Source organism: Nonomuraea muscovyensis (genome assembly GCF_014207745.1).
Taxonomy (GTDB): Bacteria; Actinomycetota; Actinomycetes; order Streptosporangiales; family Streptosporangiaceae; genus Nonomuraea; species Nonomuraea muscovyensis.
Genome location: NZ_JACHJB010000002.1, coordinates 2,485,328 through 2,501,274, shown reverse-complemented (window position 1 = coordinate 2,501,274; position 15,947 = coordinate 2,485,328). Strand labels below are relative to the sequence as shown.

The following is a 15,947-nucleotide window of genomic DNA, read 5'->3' as shown; positions in this document are numbered from 1 at the left end:
CTCAGGGCTCCCCTGGCGCGCCGGCGGTGAGCAGGAGCAGGACGAACGTGGCCACGCCCGCCACGCCGTGCAGCGCCACCGCCACCACGGGGAAGCGGCGCTCGGCGCCCCGGGCGTGCCGCCCGCCCCCCAGCCAGCGGGTGAACATGACGAACCCGAGCAGGGCCGCCGCCGCGAGCACCCCGAACGCCGTCCAGGCCAGCGTCCGCGACCCCGTCAGGAGGTGGCCGGCCCAGCAGGCGAGCGCCGTGACGGCCAGGGTGGGATGGGACAGGACCAGCGTCAGCGGGAAGCGGGTGACCTTGGCGGCCTGCTGGCGCAGTCCGCCGCCCGACAGCCACAGGTAGAGCAGGTAGATCCCGACGAGCGCGGTGAACGCCCATGTCACCGTGGTGACCAGCCCCACTGGGCCTCCTTCGGTCCCGATCTCTGCCGAGAACGTTATGCCGATTACTCCCTGTATGCCAGCAGATACGGCAATACCGGCCAGGGCGGGCATGCCGCCTGGTTGTCGGGGGTGTGTGCCAAGGTAGAGGAGTGCGTCGCATCTATCCGGACATACAGGACGATCCAGACATTTCCTGGGCTTACGCCTACCCTGAGGGGCGGCCGTGGCTGCGCGTCAACATGGTCGCCAGCGCCGACGGCGCCACCTGGGTCGAGGGCAGGTCAGGCGGCCTGTCCAGCAAGGGCGACCGGCGGATCTTCGGCGTCCTGCGCGGAATGGCCGACGTGATCGTCGCGGGGGCCGCCACCGTGCGGGCCGAGGGCTACGGCGCCGTCGAGCCGCGCGAGTCGTGGCGGGCGCTGCGCGAGGGCCGGCCGCCCGTGCCGCCCATCGCGGTGGTCACCCGCAGCCTCGACCTCGACCTCGACGGCCCGCTGTTCGAGGGGGCGCTCGCCCGGACGATCGTCCTCACCTGCGAGGCCGCGCCCCGTAAGCGCCTCGAGTACGCCGCCGAACGGGCCGACGTGGTCGTGGCCGGCGACGCCGAGGTGGACCTGACGGCGGCCGTCCGAGAGCTGCACGCCCGGGGGCTGACCAGGGTGCTGTGCGAGGGCGGGCCGCGGCTCAACGCCCAAATCGCCGCCGCCGGGCTGCTGGACGAGCTGTGCCTGACGATCAGCCCGATGCTGGTCGGCGGCGGGGCGGCGCGCGTGCTCGACGGCGAGCCGGCCCGGGCCGAGCTGCGCCTGGGCCACGTGCTGGAGGAGGACGGCGTCCTCTTCTGCCGCTACACGAGGGGAACCGACGCATGACCGACGCCACCACACCCACCTCCGGGCCCACACCAGCGCAGGTCGAGCCGGAGCCGGTGCCCAACCTGCCGGTGCGCCCGCCCGTGCCGCCCATGCTGGCCAAGCCGGTCAAGGCCATGCCCAAGCAGGACGGCACCCTGATCTACGAGCCGAAGTGGGACGGCTTCCGCTGCATCGTCTTCCGCGACGGCGACGAGGTCTACCTGGGCAGCCGCAACGAGCGGCCGTTCACCCGCTACTTCCCGGAGCTGGTCGAGGCCGTCCGCGCCGAGCTGCCCGACCGGGTGGTGGTCGACGGCGAGATCGTCCTGCCGCGCGGCTCCCAGCTCGACTTCGAGGCGCTCCAGCAGCGCATCCACCCGGCGACCTCCCGGGTGCGGATGCTGTCGGAGCAGACCCCGGCGTCGTTCGTGGCCTTCGACCTGCTGGCGCTCGGCTCCGAGTCCCTGATGGAGACGCCCTTCGCCGAACGGCGCGAGCGGCTGGAGGGCATCTTCGGCGCCGCCGGCCGCTCGATCCGCCTGACCCCGGTCACGCGTGACGACGGGCAAGCGGCCGAGTGGTTCGAGACGTTCGAGGGGGCCGGGCTCGACGGCATCATCGTCAAGCCCGGCGACCAGCCGTACGTGCCCGACAAGCGCGCCATGTTCAAGGTCAAGCACGAGCGCACCGCCGACGTGGTGATCGCCGGTTATCGCGAGCACAAGACCGGCCCCATCGTGGGCTCCCTCCTGCTCGGCCTCTACGGCGACGACGGCCGGCTCCACCACGTGGGTGTGGCCGCGTCGTTCCCGATGGCGCGCCGCGCCGAGCTGGTGGAGGAGCTCCGGCCCTACCTCGCCGACCTGGGCGAGCACCCGTGGGGCCACTGGGCCGAGCAGGCGGCCGGCACCGTCGGCCGGCCCACGCCGAGCCCGGCGACGGGCGGGCAGCGGGTGCCCGGCGCGGTGTCGCGGTGGAACGCCAAGAAGGACCTGTCGTTCATCCCGCTCCGGCCCGAGCTGGTGATCGAGGTGGCCTACGACCAGATGGAGGGCGACCGGTTCCGCCACACCGCGCAGTGGCGCCGCTGGCGGCCCGACCGCACCCCGCGGTCGTGCACGTACGAGCAGCTCGAACGGCCCGTCTCCTACGACCTCGACGACATCCTCGCCCGCTGACCACACCCGGCCCAGGCCGCGACCCACACCCGCGCCGGCTCAGGCTCGCCGGCCCAGGCCGCGACCCACGCCCGCGCCAGGCTCGGGGCACGGGCCGGGTCAGGCTCAGGCCGGGTCAGAGCTTGGCCAGGGCCTCGGTCACCAGATCGCGGGCGTAGTCGTCGTCGCTCTCCTTGAGCACCCGCTCCGCCCCCCGCCTGGCCCGGTCGTCGCCGCGCTCGGCCAGGCCGCGGGTGGCCTCGGCGACCGTGCGCATGTCGGCGTCGTCCAGGCGGGCGGCCAGCGCCTCGCGGATCCGCGGGGTGTCGGCCTCCAGCGAGGCCAGGCCCGACGTGGCCCAGTCGCGCACCTCGTCGTCGGCGTCCTCCGTCATCGAGATGAGCAGCTCCAGGCCCTCGGCGTGGTCGGCGGGCAGCACGTCGGCCAGCGCGATCGCGTCGGTCATCGTGCGCTGGTGCCCGGGCCGGCCGATGATGTCGAGCACCTGCGGCAGCGCCCGCGGGTCGCCCTGGTGGCCGAGGGCCGCCAGCACCGAGCGGACCACCTGCGGGTTGCTCTCGGTGGTGGCCATCCGCTGCAGCAGGGGCAGCGTGCGCTCCCGGTAGGGCTTGGCGTCCTCGGTCACCCCGAACTGGGCGATCGCGTCCACCCCGAACTCCCGCTCCCGGGCGTCCTCGCTCACGCACAGCGCGGCCAGCGCCTCGTAGGTCTCGTCGTCGGCCCGCTTGCCCAGCGTGTCGGCCACGATCCACCACGTCTCGGCGTCCTCGTCGGTGTCGCGATGCGCCAGGGCCCGCGCGACCAGCCGTTCGACCGGCGGACGGGCGTCGGTGGCCTCCTCCAGGAGCGTCGCGACGGCGGCGTGGCCGCGCTGCGCCTGCACCTGCTCGGTCTCGGTGCCGTCGGGGGAGCGGCCCGCCACGGTGACCAGCTCGGTGCCGTCCTTGGCGAACTGGCGGCCCACGACGTACTCCCAGCCCTCCTGGCCGATCTGGTCGAGCAGAGCGCTCTCCAGGTGCACGCCCACCCAGTCGACGGCGATGTCGAGCGGGGTGTCGCCGTCGCCGTCGTACTTGGCCGCGTCCGCCCCGCTGTCCAGCAGGACCCGCACCACGCCCAGCGCGCCCCGCCGGGCCGCGAGCGTCAGCGGCGTGTCGCCGTCGTCGTTCGCGGCGTCCACCTCCGCCCCCGCCTCGACGAGCAACTCGGCGGCGTCGGCGTGGCCGTTGGCCGCCGCCCACAGCAGCGCCGTCCAGCCGCCGCTCTCACGGCCGTTCACCTCGGCGCCGGCGGCGAGCAGCGTCCGGATCACCTCCAGACGGTCCCACGCGGCCGCCGCGCACAGCGGCAGCCCCTCCTCCTCGCCCTCGGCGACCTGATTGGGGTCGGCGCCCCCGGCGAGCAACTCGCCGACCTCGTCCTGCTCGCCGTTCAACGCGGCCCGGTAGAGCTTGTCCTCATGCATGCATCGGACCCTAGCCGAGCCGTGCCCGTCCCACGGACTACGCCGCCGCCCGGGGAGGTTCCTCCTCCCGGAGGAGCCGGTTCGCCCCGAAACGCGATATGTTGCGTTCATGACTGACCCTGGTGGCGTTCGCGCGTCCGACGCCGAACGTGAGGCCGTCGTCGAGCGGCTCCGCGTCGCCTCCGTGGACGGCAGGCTCACCCTGGCCGAGCTGGCCGACCGCACCGAGGCCGCCTACACCGCGACCACGCGGGCCGAGCTGGCCGTGATCACCGAGGACCTGCCCGCCGCCGACGCCGCCCCCGGCGCTGTGACCGGTTCGGCGCCGGCCCGGCCGCGCGACGGGCGCAGGCGGCGGTGGTTCGTCGGCATCATGGGCGACACCAAGCGGCGCGGCACCTGGCGCGTCGACGAGGAGCTCGGCGCGGTGGCCGTGATGGGCGACGTCGTGCTCGACCTGCGCGAGGCCGAGGTGCGCACGAACCTGGTCGACATCACGGCCGTCTCGGTGATGGGCGATGTGAAGATCATCGTTCCGGACGGCGTCCACGTGGACCTCGACGGGATGGCCGTCATGGGGAGCAAGCGCGTGGACGTGCAGGAGGCCCCGGCCGGGCAGAACGTGCCGGTCGTGCGGGTGCACGCCTACGCGGTGATGGGCGACGTCAAGGTGCTCGGCGACTCCCGGGCCGAACCGCTGCGGCGCGGGCTGGCGGCCTGGCGCGAGCACTGGAACCGTCTGCACGGCATAGCCTCCCCGCCCCACCATCCGATGCCAGGCCCCGACGCCCTCCCCCGCCGCGACACCTGACCCCCTCACCCGCGCGCCCCGTCTCCGGCCTCACCCGTCTCCGGCCCCGTCACGCCCGCGGCCCATCCCCATCCCCAGCTCTGCCCGCCGGCCGGGCCGCGACGCCTGACCGCCCCGCCACCCGGTGGAGGCGGGAGTGCGGGCCCCCGGGCGGAGTCCGGCGTCAGGGGATGCTCGGGGAGGCAGCGGGGCGTGCCGCGGCTACGAGGCGGCGGCCCCGACGGGGGTGCGCAGGGCCGCCGTGTAGCGCTCCAGGAGGACCTGGGCCAGCTCGGGGGCCGGGCCCAGCACGTCGGCGACCACATCGGCGCCCGCCGCCAGGCTCGCGCGGCGGACCTTGTCGGAGAAGTGGCCGGGCGCCAGCAGGTAGGGCGCGACGGCGACGCGCGGCGCGCCCGCCGCGCGCAGCGCCGCGACCGCCTCCTCGGGCACCGGCCCCGCCGCCGACGCGTACGCCGCCGTCACGGCCCACCAGCCCGAACGGGCGGCCCACGCGCGGGCCAGGCCCGCCACGACCGCGTTGGCACGGGCGTCGCTCGAACCCGCCGACACCAGCACCACCGCCGTGTCCGGGTCTCCCGCCGCCACGCCGGCCTCGGTCAGCCGGCGTTCGAGCGCCGCCGGCATCAGCCGGTGCGGGCCGAGGGTGGACCCGTAGTGGACGCGCAGCCGCGGGTCGCGCGCCCGTGCCTCGTTGAGCGCCGCGGGCAGGTCCACCCGCGAGTGGTACGCCTCGGTGAGCAGCAGCGGCAGCACCACGGCCTCGCCCAGCCCGCGCAGGGCCAGGCCGAGGGACGGGGCGGCGTGGTCGAGGTAGGCGGTGCGCACCGGCAGGCCGGGCCGGGCCCGGCGCACCTCGTCCAGCAGCGCCTCCACGGTCGCGGCGGCACGCGGATCACGCGACCCGTGCGCCACGGCGACCAGCGGCACGTCACCGGCACGTCCGGCGCGGTCCGCTCCCACGGCGGAGCCCGCGGCCGGGCGGCCGGCCTCGCCTGCCGGCGCGGCCGGCCGGATGCCGGGGACTACAGGTGAATGCCGCATTCGACCTTCCCCAGCCCCGCCCAGCGGCCGCTGCGCGGGTCCTCGCCGGGCGCCACCTGGCGGGTGCAGGGGGCGCAGCCGATCGAGGGGTAGTTGTCGTAGTGCAACGGGTTGATCAGCACGCCGTTGTCGGCCATGTAGTTGTCGACGTCGTCCTGGGTCCAGCGGGCGATCGGGTTGACCTTGACCATCTGCCGCTTGGCGTCCCACTCGACGACCTTGGTGCCGGTCCGGGTGGGCGACTCGTCGCGGCGGATGCCGGAGATCCACGCCAGGTAGGGCTCCAGCGCCCGGTTGAGCGGCTCCACCTTGCGCAGGTAGCAGCACAGGTCGGGGTTGCGGCCGAACAGGCGCGGCCCCAGGTCGCGGTCCTGCTCGGCCACCGTCCGCGACGGCTCCACGTTGATCACGTTGACGTCATAGACCTGCTGGACCGCGTCACGGGTGCCGATCGTCTCGGCGAAGTGGTAGCCCGTGTCGATGAACAGCACGTCCACCCCGGGCTTGACCCGGCTCACCAGATCGATCAGCAGCGCGTCGCTCATGGAGGACGTCAGGCACAACCGGTCGCCGAACGTCGCCGCCGCCCAGCGGATGATCTCGCGGGCCGAGGCCTCCTCCAGGAACTCGGCGGCGGACGCCACGATGTCCTGCAGGTCGAGAGTGCCGCGCTGTTGTCCCAGACCGATCTCGATGTCGACCAGCGTCATATCTTCACTCCGATTCCGAGGAACTTCAGCTTGAAAGCGCGGGCACAGGAACGGCAGTACCAGCCGCCGTGCGCCGCGGGCCCGGCGGCGTCCGGCTCGCCCTCGTAGGGCTCCAGGTCCTCGTCGCCGCAGTAGGGGCAGTGGAACGGAACGGCCCGCGTGCTCATCGCAGGTCCGTGTCGTCGGCGCGCTGCACCCAGTCGGCGAAGGACTCGCCTTCCTTCTTCTGGGCGTCGTAGTGGGTGACGACCCGCTCCACGTAGTCGGGCAGCGCGGCGGCCGTCGTCTTCAGGCCGCGCACCTTGCGGCCGAAGCCCGCGTTGACGCCGAGCGAGCCGCCCAGGTGGATCTGGAAGCCCTCGACCTGCTCGCCGTTCTCGTCGACGACGAGCTGGCCCTTCAGGCCGATGTCGGCCACCTGGATGCGGGCGCAGGAGTTGGGGCAGCCGTTGACGTTGATCGTCAGCGGCTCCTTGAAGTCGGGCAGCCGCCGCTCCAGCTCGTCGATCAGGTCGGAGGCGGTGGCCTTGGTCTCGACGATGGCCAGCTTGCAGTATTCGATGCCGGTGCAGGCCATCGTCTGGCGGCGGAACGTGGACGGGTTGACCTGCAGGTCGTTGGCCTCCAGCTCGGCGACCAGCGAGTCGACCCGGTCGGGCGCCACGTCGAGGATGACCATCTTCTGCTCGACCGTCGTGCGGACCCGGTCGGAGCCGTGCCGCTCGGCGATGTCGGCGATCAGGTGCAGCCGGTCGCCGTCGAGGCGGCCCACCCTGGGCGCGAAGCCGACGTAGAAGTTGCCGTCACGCTGCGGGAAGACGCCCACGTGGTCACGGCGGGAGTTGCGCGGCTCGGCCGGGGCCGGGCCGTCGGGCAGCGCCTCCTTGAGGTATTCGGTCTCCAGCACCTCGCGGAACTTCTCCGGGCCCCAGTCGCTGACCAGGAACTTGAGCCGCGCCCGGTGCCGCAGCCGCCGGTAGCCGTAGTCGCGGAAGATGCCGATCACGCCGCCGAAGACGTCACCCACCTGGTCGGGCCGGACGAAGACGCCGAGCCGCTTGCCGAACATCGGGTTGGTCGACAGGCCGCCGCCGACCCACAGGTCGTAGCCCTTCTCGCCGGTCGGCAGCTCCACCCCGACGAACGCCACGTCGTTGATCTCGTGGACGGTGCAGTGGGCCGGGCAGCCGCTGACCGCCGCCTTGAACTTGCGCGGCAGGTTGGAGTAGGCGGGGTCGCCGATGAAGCGGTCGTGCACCTCGCGGATCTGCTCGGTGGCGTCGAGCACCTCCTCGGTGTCGATGCCGGCCAGCGGGCAGCCCAGGATCACGCGCGGGGTGTCGCCGCACGCCTCGGTGGTGGACAGGCCCACGGCCTCCAGCCGCTCCCAGATGTCGGGCACCGACTCGATGCCCACCCAGTGGAGCTGCACGTTCTGCCGGTCGGTCAGGTCGGCCGTGCCCCTGCCGTACTCGTTGGAGATGTCGGCGATCGTCCGCAGCTGGCGCAGGTCGAGCTGGCCGCCGTCGATCCTGACCCGCATCATGAAGTAGCGGTCGTCGAGCTCCTCGGGGTCGAGGATCGCCGTCTTGCCGCCGTCGATGCCGGGCTTGCGCTGGGTGTAGAGGCCGTACCAGCGCATGCGGCCGCGCAGGTCGGCGGGGTCGATCGAGTCGAAGCCGCCCTTGGCGTAGATGTCGATGATGCGCTGGCGGACGTTGAGGCCGTCGTCGTTCTTCTTGTTCTCTTCGTTCTTGTTGAGCGGCTCGCGGTAACCGAGAGCCCACTGACCCTCGCCGCGCGGGCGCTTGTGATGCCGGCTGGCAGGAGTGCTCATTGCGCGTCCTTCGGATCATGGGCGCGCGCAGGCTTCCTCCCGCCTCGACGTCGAGTGCGGGGGTGTCAGGAGAGATGCGACGCGCTCAGGGTGACAAACAGGGGTCGGTCAACGGGCGTCGCGACAGATGGCGCTGCGGACACGCTGGAGGTCGACGTGGCGTCGACCGACGAGCATGGGGTCCGCTGGCAACATGTATACGAAGATACGCGAGCCGCCCGGGATGTCCAACAAGGGGTCCAGAGTCTGGACGTGATCATCCCTGCCGCGGCCAGTCGAGCGGCGACTCCTTGGCCTCCGGCGCGCTCTGGTGCTGGCAGTCGCACCAGGAGCCGCCACGGCAGTCGTCGTGGCGCCGGTCCTTGCAGTCGTCGCAGATCACACCTGCATTATTCCCCGTAGAACGGGGTTCGGTTAGGGTGGCGGCGTGGTGGATCTCATGGCCGGGCTGCTCGACGACCTGCGCGCGGAGAGCGCGTCCCTGGAGCTCCTGCTGGAGCCGCTGCGGCCGGAGCAGTGGGAGCTGCCCACGCCCGCCGCGGGATGGGCGGTGCGCGACCAGGTGAGCCACCTGGCCTGGTTCGACGACGCGGCCCGCACGGCCGTGACCGACCCCGGGGCCTTCCGCGCCTCGCTGGCCGCGCTCACCTCCGTGGACGACCTGGCGCTCCAGGCGCGCGGCCTGGCCGCCGGCGAGCTGCTGGCCTGGTTCCGCACGGCCCGCGCCGCGAGCCTGGAGGCGTTCGCCCGGCTCGGGGCGCGCGACCGGGTGCCGTGGTACGGGCCGGACATGTCGGCCGCCTCGTTCGTCACCGCCCGCCTGATGGAGACGTGGGCGCACGGCCAGGACGTGGCCGACGCCCTCGGCGTCGTCCGCGAGCCCACGGCCAGGCTGCGCCACGTGGCCACCATCGGCCACCGGGCGCTGCCGTACAGCTTCGCCGTGCGCGGGCTGCCCGTGCCCGCCGAGCCGGTGCGGGTGGAGCTGACGGCGCCCGGCGGCGAGCCGTGGACGGCCGGGCCCGCCGGCGCCGCCGACGTGGTGCGCGGCCCGATGCTCGACTTCTGCCTGCTCGTCACGCAGCGCGTCCACCTGGCCGACACCGCGCTCCGGATCACCGGCCCGACGGCCCGCGCCTGGATGGCGATCGCCCAGGCGTTCGCCGGCCCACCCGGGAAGGGGCGCGCCCCGAAGTCGGGGAACTCTCAGGGGGATGCCCGATGATCCGCTCGCGCGACCGGTGACATGCTGAGGTCATGCGGACGCTTCTGAACGTCATCTGGCTGCTCTTCGCGGGAATCTGGCTCGCCCTCGGCTACGCGGTGGCCGGGGTGATCTGCTGCATCCTGATCATCACGATCCCGTTCGGCATCGCCTCGTTCCGGATCGCCGCGTACGCGCTGTGGCCCTTCGGCAGGACCGTCGTCCGTGACCCCGACGCCGGCGCGTTCTCCCTGCTCGGCAACATCATCTGGTGCCTCGTCGCCGGCATCTGGCTGGCCGTCGGGCACGTGCTGACCTCGATCCCGCTGTTCATCTCGGTCATCGGGATCCCGCTCGGCGTCGCCAACATCAAGATGGTGCCCGTCTCGCTGCTGCCGCTGGGCGCCCGCATCGAGGACATCTGAGAGGACCTCTGAGAGGACCTCTCAGCCGTCCCGGGCCCCGGAGCGTTCCGGGGCCCGGGGGGCGGTCAGGGCTGGAAGTACTTCTTGGAACCGTCGTGCAGGGGGACCGGGTCGGTCTTCGGCGCCTCCTCGCGGCTGATGTTCTTCGCCTCCGGGTGGACCTTCGCCAGCTCCGCCTGCTTGTCGAAGAGGATCTTGGTGAGGTTCCCGGCGAGGTCGGCCGGCATCTTGTCCGACACGATCAGCAGGTTGGGCACGGCGATGGTCGGCACGTCGGCCGCCGTGGCGTACACGTCCTTCTTCAGCGTGCTGGCCTGGTAGACCGGCCCGTACTCGGCGACGAGCTTGGGCAGCAGGTCGTCGATCGGCACGAACACGACGTCGTCCTTCAGGCTCGTCGTCAGGTCCGTGACGCCGCCCGTCGGCAGGCCGCCCGACCAGAACAGCGCGTCCAGGGTGCCGTCCTTGACGCCCTGCACCGTCTCGGGCAGCGACAGCGCCTGCTTCTTGATGTCGGAATCGGGGTTGAGCCCGGCGGCCTTGAGCAGGCGCAGGGCGATGTTCTCGGTGCCCGAGTTCGGGGAGCCGGTGGAGACGCGCTTGCCCTTCATGTCGGCGACGGTGCGGATGCCGGCGTCGGCGCGCGCGATCACATGGGTGTAGTTCGTGTAGATCCTCGCCAGCGCCCTGATCGGCTGCGGGCTGTCGAAGGCGCCCTTGCCGGTCGCGGCGTCGCTCGCCGCGTCGGCCAGGGTGAAGGCGATGTCGGAGTCGCCGCGGACCACCCGCTGGATGTTCTCCACCGAGGCGCCGGTGGCCTCCGCCGTGACCTGGTAACCCTGCAGGTTCTTGGTGACCAGGTCGGCGTAGCCGCCGCCGAGCTGGTAGTAGACGCCGGTGGTGTTGCCGGTGGCGATGGACAGCCGCCCGCTGTTGTAGAGGGCGCCATCGCCCGCGGCGGTCTGGCGCTCGCCGCCGCACGCCGTGAGGCCGGCCACGAGGGCCAGCGCGGCGGCGCCGAGACGGATGACGGATCGCATCAGGTTCCTTTCTGCGTACCTTGTACGGGAACGGGGCGGCGCAGCGCCAGGTGGACGAGCAGCGCCACGGCGAGCAGGGCCAGTCCGGCCACGACGCTCACCGGTTCGAGGAAGAGCAGGGCGACGGCCGCGCCCGCCGCCAGGACACGCTCGGGCCAGCCGGCCCGCCGTACCATCCAGCCGCCGGTGGCGGCGGCCAGCGCGGCCACGGCGACCGCCGAGACCGCGAGAGCCAGGAGCACCTCCGGCAGCGGGGCCTGCAGCAGCAGGGCCCGCCCGGCCGGCGCCAGCACGAAGGCGAACGGCACCAGGAACGCCGGCAGGGTGTACTTCCAGGTCATCATCATGGTCCGGAAGGCGTTGCCGCCCGTGATGGCCGCCGCGGCGACCGCCGCGAGCGCGGTCGGCGGCGTCACCTCCGACAGGACCGCGTAGTAGAAGATGAACATGTACGCCGCGTCCGGCGGCACCCCCAGCGTCTGCAGGGCCGGGCCGATGATGACGGCCGCGATGATGAACGACGCGGTCACCGGCACGGCCAGACCCAGCAGCAGCACCGCCAGCGCCGCCACCAGGGCGGTCAGCGCGAGGTGGCCGCCGGCCAGGTCCACGATGATCCGCGACGCCTTCAGTCCGAGCCCGGTGAGCGTCACCATCGCCACGATCACCCCGGCCGCCGCGGTGGTGGCCGCCACGGGCAGCACGCCGAGCGTCCCGGCCGACAGCGCCTGCGCCGCCCGCCGCGGCCCGAGACGGTGCTCGCGGTCGAGGAACGACAGCAGGAAGGCCAGCACGGTGGCGTAGACGACCGCGCGGAACGGCGACACCCCGAAGGCCATCAGCACCACGATCGCGACCAGCGAGGAGAAGTGGTAGCCGAACCGGCCGAGCAGCCGCCAGGCCGAGCCGGTCTCCATCTCGACGCCGTGGGTGCCGAACCGGCGGGCGTCGATCTCGACCGCCAGGATGATCCCGAGGTAGTACAGGACCGTCGGCACGGTCGCGTACAGCAGCACCGTCAGGTAGGACACCTTGAGGTACTCGGCGATGATGAACGCCGCCGCCCCCAGCGTCGGCGGCGACAGGATCGCGCCGATCCCCGCCGCGGCGAGGATGCCGCCGCCGTGCTCGCGCGGATAGCCGGCCCGCCGCAGGATCGGCCAGGCCACGCTGCCCAGCGACACCGCCGTGGCCGTGCCCGACCCCGACACCGTGCCGAGCAGGAACCCCGCCAGCGTCACCGTACGGCCCGGCGCGGCGGCCGAGCGGCGGAACGCCGCGAACGAGATGTTGACGAAGAACGCGCCCGCCCCCGAGTACTCCAGCACCGCCCCGTAGATCGTGAACAGCACGATGTACGTCGCCGCCACGTCCAGGGGCACCCCGAACAGGCCCTCGGTGCCCATGTAGAGCTGCACCACGATCCGCTCGATGCCGTAGCCGCGGTGCCCGAGGACGGAGTCCACCGGCAGGTAGCCGCCGTAGTAGGCGTAGGCCAGGAACGCCACGCAGATCCCCGGCAGGATCGGCCCCACGGTGCGGCGCGTGGCCTCCAGCACCAGCAGCAGACAGCCGGCCCCCATGACGAGGTCCAGCGTCGAGGGCTCGAAGGTGCGCCGGATGAAGTCGTCGAACCCGAACAGCGGGTACGCGCACACCGCGAGGGACAGCGCCGCCAGCACCCAGTCGGAGACACCGGGCACGTCGCGCCTGGTGACGGGAGGCGCCCCGTCCGGCTGCGCTGCCGCCGCCTCGGCCCGCCGGCGGGTGAGCCACCGAGGCAGGCCCGGCCGGTAGGCCAGGAACGTCAGGGGCAGCACCGCCGCCAGGAAGCTCATCCGGTACGGCAGCACGGACATCGGGTTGAACACCACGTAGAGCGCGTAGAGCGAGACGCCGAGCGCGATCGCCCCGACGACGATCGCCAGCCGGCCCGTCAGGTGCCGCGCCGGCCGCTCGGCGTCGTACTCGGCGATGAGCTCTTCGGCACTGCGTGCCGGGGCGGCGCCCTGGTCGGCGGATGTCACCTCTAACCTCCTCACGTCCGCGGCACACCGGCCGCCGGTTGCGTGAAACGTAGATGTGACCTGGCCCACCCATGAAGGTCCGGACGCCTCTATTTGATGAACTCTTAGGAAAGCCGCGCGGTTGTGTTAAGGGCAGATCAAATCCTGATGTCCGTCCATGTTCGTGATGTGACCCATGCCACTAAGGTGCGCGCAAGCCACTCGTCCGCGCACGCGGTCCGGGCGGCGCTGCACTCCCCGAACCGAGGTACGTCAGCATGGCGCTCAAAGTCCCGATCTCCCCGCGTCCCTGGAGGTGGTGGACGGTACGAGCGCGGCTCGGACTCCTCGTCGCGCTGCCCGTCCTGGGGCTGCTCGCCTTCGCCGTGACGCAGGCCGGCACCGTCATGGGGGTGGCCGACGGCGGCCAGCGCACCCGCGACCTGGCCTCCCTGTCCACCGCCACCTCCGGCCTGGTGCACCAGCTCGAACGGGAGAAGGCGGAGGCGCAGGCGCTGACGGCGCGCGGTGGCACCAGCGGCCGGGTGCTGGTGACGGCCGCCCGGCAGCGCACCGACGCCGCGCGGCGGGCCTTCACCGAGGCCGGCCGCACCGCCCAGGAGGCCGCGCCCGGCCTCGCCGCCGCCCTGCGCGGCGCCGAGCAGGCGCTCGCCAAAACCCGCGACGGCGCCGCGCAGGACGCCGCGGGCGAGGACCGCTACGGCGCCGCGGTGACCGCCCTGCTCACCGTCGCCACCGCGCTGCCCCGCCAGATCGACGACCAGCGGCTGGCCAACCAGGCCCACGCCGTCGCGGAGCTGGCCGGAGCCAAGCACGCGCTCGCCGAGCAGCGCGAGCTGCTGCGCGGCGCGCTCACGCGTGGGCGGCTCCGGCCGGCCGAGGCCCGCGAGCTGGTACGGCTGGCGGCGACCGAGGCGGCGCACCTGCGGGGGTTCGAGGCCGCGGCCGACCCCTGGGCGCGCGGCCGGCTCGCCTCCCGGTTCGCCGGGCCCGACGTCGAGGCCACCCGCGCCACCCGCGCCGCCATGGAGCGCACCCTGGGCCGGACCGGCGCCGCCACGGGCGGGCAGGACCCCGCGACGGGCCGGACGGACCCCGCGAGCGGCCGGGTGCTGATCGCCGACGCCGACGCCTGGTACGTGGCCGCCTCGCACACGATCAAGCGGTTGCACGACGTCGAGCTCGACCTCACCGAACGGCTCGACGCGACCGCCGCCGAGGTGCTGGGCGACGCCCGCCGCGGCCTCGTGGTCACCATCGGGCTGACGGCGGGCGCGCTCGCCCTCACCCTCGGCGTGACGGCCCTGGTCGCCGCGGATCTCGCCCGCCGGCTGAGGCGGCTGCGCGCCTCGGCGCTGGCCCTGGCCGACGTCCGGCTGCCCGAGGCCATCAAGGCCATCGGGGCCGCCCCCGACCCCGTCGCGGCCCGTACCGACCAGCTCGCCCGGCACGCCCTCGGCGAGCAGCACGGCCCCGACGAGATCGGCGACGTGGGCAGCGCGCTGACCGTCGTGCACGCCCGCGCGCTCGACCTGGCCACCGGGCAGGCGCTGCTGCGCCGGGACTCGGCGGCCGTGTTCGAGGCGATGGCCCGGCGCGGCCAGACGCTGGTCGCCCGTCAGCTCGACCTCATCGACCGGCTGGAGGCCGGCGAGACCGATCCCGACACGCTCGGCTGGCTCTACCAGCTCGACCACCTGGCGGCGCGGATGCGCCGCAACGACGAGAGCCTGCTCGTGCTGGCGGGCGGCGAGCCGGTCCGCAGGTTCGGGTCGGCCGTGCCGCTGTACGACGTCGTCCGCGGCGCCCTGGCCGAGATCGAGGAGTACCGGCGGATCCAGCCCATCGCCCTGGCCGGGACGCCGGTCGCCGCGGAGGCCGTCGGCGACCTGGTGCACCTGATCGCCGAGCTGCTGGAGAACGCCACGCACCACTCGCCGCCCGACACCCCGGTCGTGGTCCGCGCCTACACCTCCGGTGACGGGTGCACCGTGACCATCCAGGACCAGGGCACCGGCATGGACCCCGTGGCGCTCGACCAGGCCAACACCCGCCTCGCGCGGCCCGACGCCCCGGTGGCCGGGCTGGGCGGCACCATGGGGCTGCTCGTGGTCGCCCGGCTGGCGGACCGTCACGGGGTCACGGTCCGGCTGTCCAGCCGGGGCCGGGGCGTCATCGCCACCGTCCTGATCCCGCCCCCGCTCCTCGCGGCCACGTCCCGCCGGGCCGGGACGGGGACCGCGGGCGGCCCGGGCGCGGTCGGGACGCCCGGCGGCCACGGGACCGGGACGTTCGGGAGCCTCGGGGCCGGGGCGCCCGGGGGTCTTCCCGCCGCGATGCCGGCGGAACCCGAGGCGCCCGGCGGTCACGAGGTGGCGGGGGTGCTCAGGGGGCGCTCGGCGGCGACCGCCGGCGGCCACGAGGCCGGGATGCTGGCCGACCGGCTCGGCTGGCTGCTGACCCGGTTCACCAACCAGGTGCCCGGCGTGGCCCACGCCGTCGCCGTCTCCGCCGACGGGGTCGCCCTCGCCTCCTCCGGCGCGCTGTCCCGGGAGCGCTCCGTCCACCTGGCCGCGGCCGTGGCGGGCATCGCCGGGCTGAGCGCCGGCACCGCCCGCTCGCTGGCGACCGGTCACGTCCGCCAGACCGCGGTGGACATGGACGAGGGCGCCCTCCTGGCCTTCGCCGCCGGTCCCGTCCTGCTGGGCGTCCTGACCCGCGGCGACACCGACTACGGGGACGTCGCCTACGAGGCCGGCCGGCTCGGCCTCCAGGTCGCCGACCTCCTGGGCACGACGGACCCCGCGACCGGCCCCGCGACCGGCCCCACGACCGGCCCCACGACCGGCCCCACGACGGACCCCGGGGGACCCGTACGGGACATCGGCGGGTACGGGACCGAAGACGGCGACGGCGGTCCATGGCACGATGGGATGCGCCCCAGCAGCCGAACCCAGGCGTGAG

The 15,947-nt window shown here is 73.7% G+C and carries 16 protein-coding genes; 6 read left to right on the top strand and 10 right to left on the bottom strand.

The genetic code is table 11. The features are described 5' to 3' along the window. Position 1: 1 nt before the first annotated feature. A complete protein-coding gene (locus FHU36_RS28320) occupies positions 2–406 on the bottom strand; it encodes a hypothetical protein (RefSeq protein ID WP_185086829.1) in 405 nt (134 codons plus the stop codon). A gap of 131 nt (positions 407–537) precedes the next feature. Between FHU36_RS28320 and FHU36_RS28315 the strand changes: the two genes are divergently transcribed. Continuing rightward, positions 538–1,260: a pyrimidine reductase family protein gene (locus FHU36_RS28315; protein WP_185086828.1), complete on the top strand. Its 723-nt coding sequence runs from the start codon at positions 538–540 to the stop codon at positions 1,258–1,260. After that, the gene (locus tag FHU36_RS28310; RefSeq protein WP_185086827.1) at positions 1,257–2,420 is read left to right on the top strand and encodes an ATP-dependent DNA ligase; all 1,164 of its coding nucleotides are present in this window, start codon (positions 1,257–1,259) and stop codon (positions 2,418–2,420) included. The genes FHU36_RS28315 and FHU36_RS28310 overlap by 4 nt, the downstream gene beginning before the upstream one ends. A 115-nt stretch (positions 2,421–2,535) precedes the next feature. Here FHU36_RS28310 and FHU36_RS28305 read toward each other — a convergent pair whose 3' ends face one another. After that, positions 2,536–3,885 (bottom strand): ankyrin repeat domain-containing protein, encoded by a 1,350-nt coding sequence (locus tag FHU36_RS28305; protein WP_246502590.1) that lies wholly within the window; start codon positions 3,883–3,885, stop codon positions 2,536–2,538. Between the two features lie 109 nt (positions 3,886–3,994). Between FHU36_RS28305 and FHU36_RS28300 the strand changes: the two genes are divergently transcribed. Next, positions 3,995–4,696 (top strand): DUF1707 SHOCT-like domain-containing protein, encoded by a 702-nt coding sequence (locus tag FHU36_RS28300; RefSeq protein WP_185086826.1) that lies wholly within the window; start codon positions 3,995–3,997, stop codon positions 4,694–4,696. A 201-nt stretch (positions 4,697–4,897) separates the two neighbouring features. On the opposite strand, the gene FHU36_RS28295 is transcribed toward FHU36_RS28300, so the two are convergent. The 6 genes from FHU36_RS28295 to FHU36_RS45895 all read right to left on the bottom strand — a co-directional run bounded on the left by FHU36_RS28295 (position 4,898) and on the right by FHU36_RS45895 (position 8,669). After that, positions 4,898–5,740 carry a sirohydrochlorin chelatase gene (locus tag FHU36_RS28295; protein WP_185086825.1) on the bottom strand — a complete coding sequence of 281 codons (843 nt, stop codon included), beginning with the start codon at positions 5,738–5,740 and terminating at the stop codon, positions 4,898–4,900. Next, positions 5,722–6,450, bottom strand: a complete 729-nt coding sequence (locus FHU36_RS28290; RefSeq protein WP_185086824.1) for a phosphoadenylyl-sulfate reductase — start codon at positions 6,448–6,450, stop codon at positions 5,722–5,724. The genes FHU36_RS28295 and FHU36_RS28290 overlap by 19 nt, the downstream gene beginning before the upstream one ends. Continuing rightward, on the bottom strand, positions 6,447–6,617 hold the full coding sequence (locus FHU36_RS28285; protein ID WP_185086823.1) for an Insertion element protein: 171 nt from the start codon (positions 6,615–6,617) through the stop codon (positions 6,447–6,449). Before FHU36_RS28285 ends, FHU36_RS28290 begins: the two co-directional genes overlap by 4 nt. Beyond that, the gene (locus tag FHU36_RS28280; RefSeq protein WP_185086822.1) at positions 6,614–8,287 is read right to left on the bottom strand and encodes a nitrite/sulfite reductase; all 1,674 of its coding nucleotides are present in this window, start codon (positions 8,285–8,287) and stop codon (positions 6,614–6,616) included. The genes FHU36_RS28285 and FHU36_RS28280 overlap by 4 nt, the downstream gene beginning before the upstream one ends. Positions 8,288–8,395: 108 nt before the next feature. Beyond that, a complete protein-coding gene (locus tag FHU36_RS46935) occupies positions 8,396–8,482 on the bottom strand; it encodes a putative leader peptide (RefSeq protein WP_357903709.1) in 87 nt (28 codons plus the stop codon). A 61-nt stretch (positions 8,483–8,543) separates the two neighbouring features. Continuing rightward, the gene (locus tag FHU36_RS45895) at positions 8,544–8,669 is read right to left on the bottom strand and encodes a hypothetical protein (protein WP_281394348.1); all 126 of its coding nucleotides are present in this window, start codon (positions 8,667–8,669) and stop codon (positions 8,544–8,546) included. A gap of 45 nt (positions 8,670–8,714) precedes the next feature. Between FHU36_RS45895 and FHU36_RS28275 the strand changes: the two genes are divergently transcribed. Further along, the gene (locus FHU36_RS28275) at positions 8,715–9,512 is read left to right on the top strand and encodes a TIGR03084 family metal-binding protein (protein WP_376774159.1); all 798 of its coding nucleotides are present in this window, start codon (positions 8,715–8,717) and stop codon (positions 9,510–9,512) included. Positions 9,513–9,544: 32 nt separating this feature from the next. Continuing rightward, on the top strand, positions 9,545–9,916 hold the full coding sequence (locus FHU36_RS28270) for a YccF domain-containing protein (protein WP_185086821.1): 372 nt from the start codon (positions 9,545–9,547) through the stop codon (positions 9,914–9,916). Positions 9,917–9,981: 65 nt separating this feature from the next. Here FHU36_RS28270 and FHU36_RS28265 read toward each other — a convergent pair whose 3' ends face one another. Further along, positions 9,982–10,956 (bottom strand): TAXI family TRAP transporter solute-binding subunit, encoded by a 975-nt coding sequence (locus tag FHU36_RS28265; protein ID WP_185086820.1) that lies wholly within the window; start codon positions 10,954–10,956, stop codon positions 9,982–9,984. After that, positions 10,956–12,983, bottom strand: coding sequence for a TRAP transporter permease (locus tag FHU36_RS28260; protein ID WP_221496608.1), 2,028 nt, complete (start codon positions 12,981–12,983; stop codon positions 10,956–10,958). Before FHU36_RS28260 ends, FHU36_RS28265 begins: the two co-directional genes overlap by 1 nt. A 257-nt stretch (positions 12,984–13,240) precedes the next feature. On the opposite strand from FHU36_RS28260, the gene FHU36_RS28255 reads away from it, so the two are divergent. Next, entirely contained in the window at positions 13,241–15,946 is a 2,706-nt protein-coding gene (locus FHU36_RS28255; RefSeq protein WP_185086819.1) for a nitrate- and nitrite sensing domain-containing protein, read from the top strand. Position 15,947: the final 1 nt, after the last annotated feature.

What these genes read in the sequence shown, in the direction of transcription:
- FHU36_RS28310 (WP_185086827.1), top strand. Translation starts at nt 1,257, where the DNA reads ATGACCGACGCCACCACACCCACCTCCGGGCCCACACCAGCGCAGGTC.
- FHU36_RS28305 (WP_246502590.1), bottom strand. Translation starts at nt 3,885, where the DNA reads ATGCATGAGGACAAGCTCTACCGGGCCGCGTTGAACGGCGAGCAGGAC.
- FHU36_RS28300 (WP_185086826.1), top strand. Translation starts at nt 3,995, where the DNA reads ATGACTGACCCTGGTGGCGTTCGCGCGTCCGACGCCGAACGTGAGGCC.
- FHU36_RS28295 (WP_185086825.1), bottom strand. Translation starts at nt 5,740, where the DNA reads ATGCGGCATTCACCTGTAGTCCCCGGCATCCGGCCGGCCGCGCCGGCA.
- FHU36_RS28290 (WP_185086824.1), bottom strand. Translation starts at nt 6,450, where the DNA reads ATGACGCTGGTCGACATCGAGATCGGTCTGGGACAACAGCGCGGCACT.
- FHU36_RS28285 (WP_185086823.1), bottom strand. Translation starts at nt 6,617, where the DNA reads ATGAGCACGCGGGCCGTTCCGTTCCACTGCCCCTACTGCGGCGACGAG.
- FHU36_RS28280 (WP_185086822.1), bottom strand. Translation starts at nt 8,287, where the DNA reads ATGAGCACTCCTGCCAGCCGGCATCACAAGCGCCCGCGCGGCGAGGGT.
- FHU36_RS46935 (WP_357903709.1), bottom strand. Translation starts at nt 8,482, where the DNA reads ATGTTGCCAGCGGACCCCATGCTCGTCGGTCGACGCCACGTCGACCTC.
- FHU36_RS28270 (WP_185086821.1), top strand. Translation starts at nt 9,545, where the DNA reads ATGCGGACGCTTCTGAACGTCATCTGGCTGCTCTTCGCGGGAATCTGG.
- FHU36_RS28265 (WP_185086820.1), bottom strand. Translation starts at nt 10,956, where the DNA reads ATGCGATCCGTCATCCGTCTCGGCGCCGCCGCGCTGGCCCTCGTGGCC.
- FHU36_RS28255 (WP_185086819.1), top strand. Translation starts at nt 13,241, where the DNA reads ATGGCGCTCAAAGTCCCGATCTCCCCGCGTCCCTGGAGGTGGTGGACG.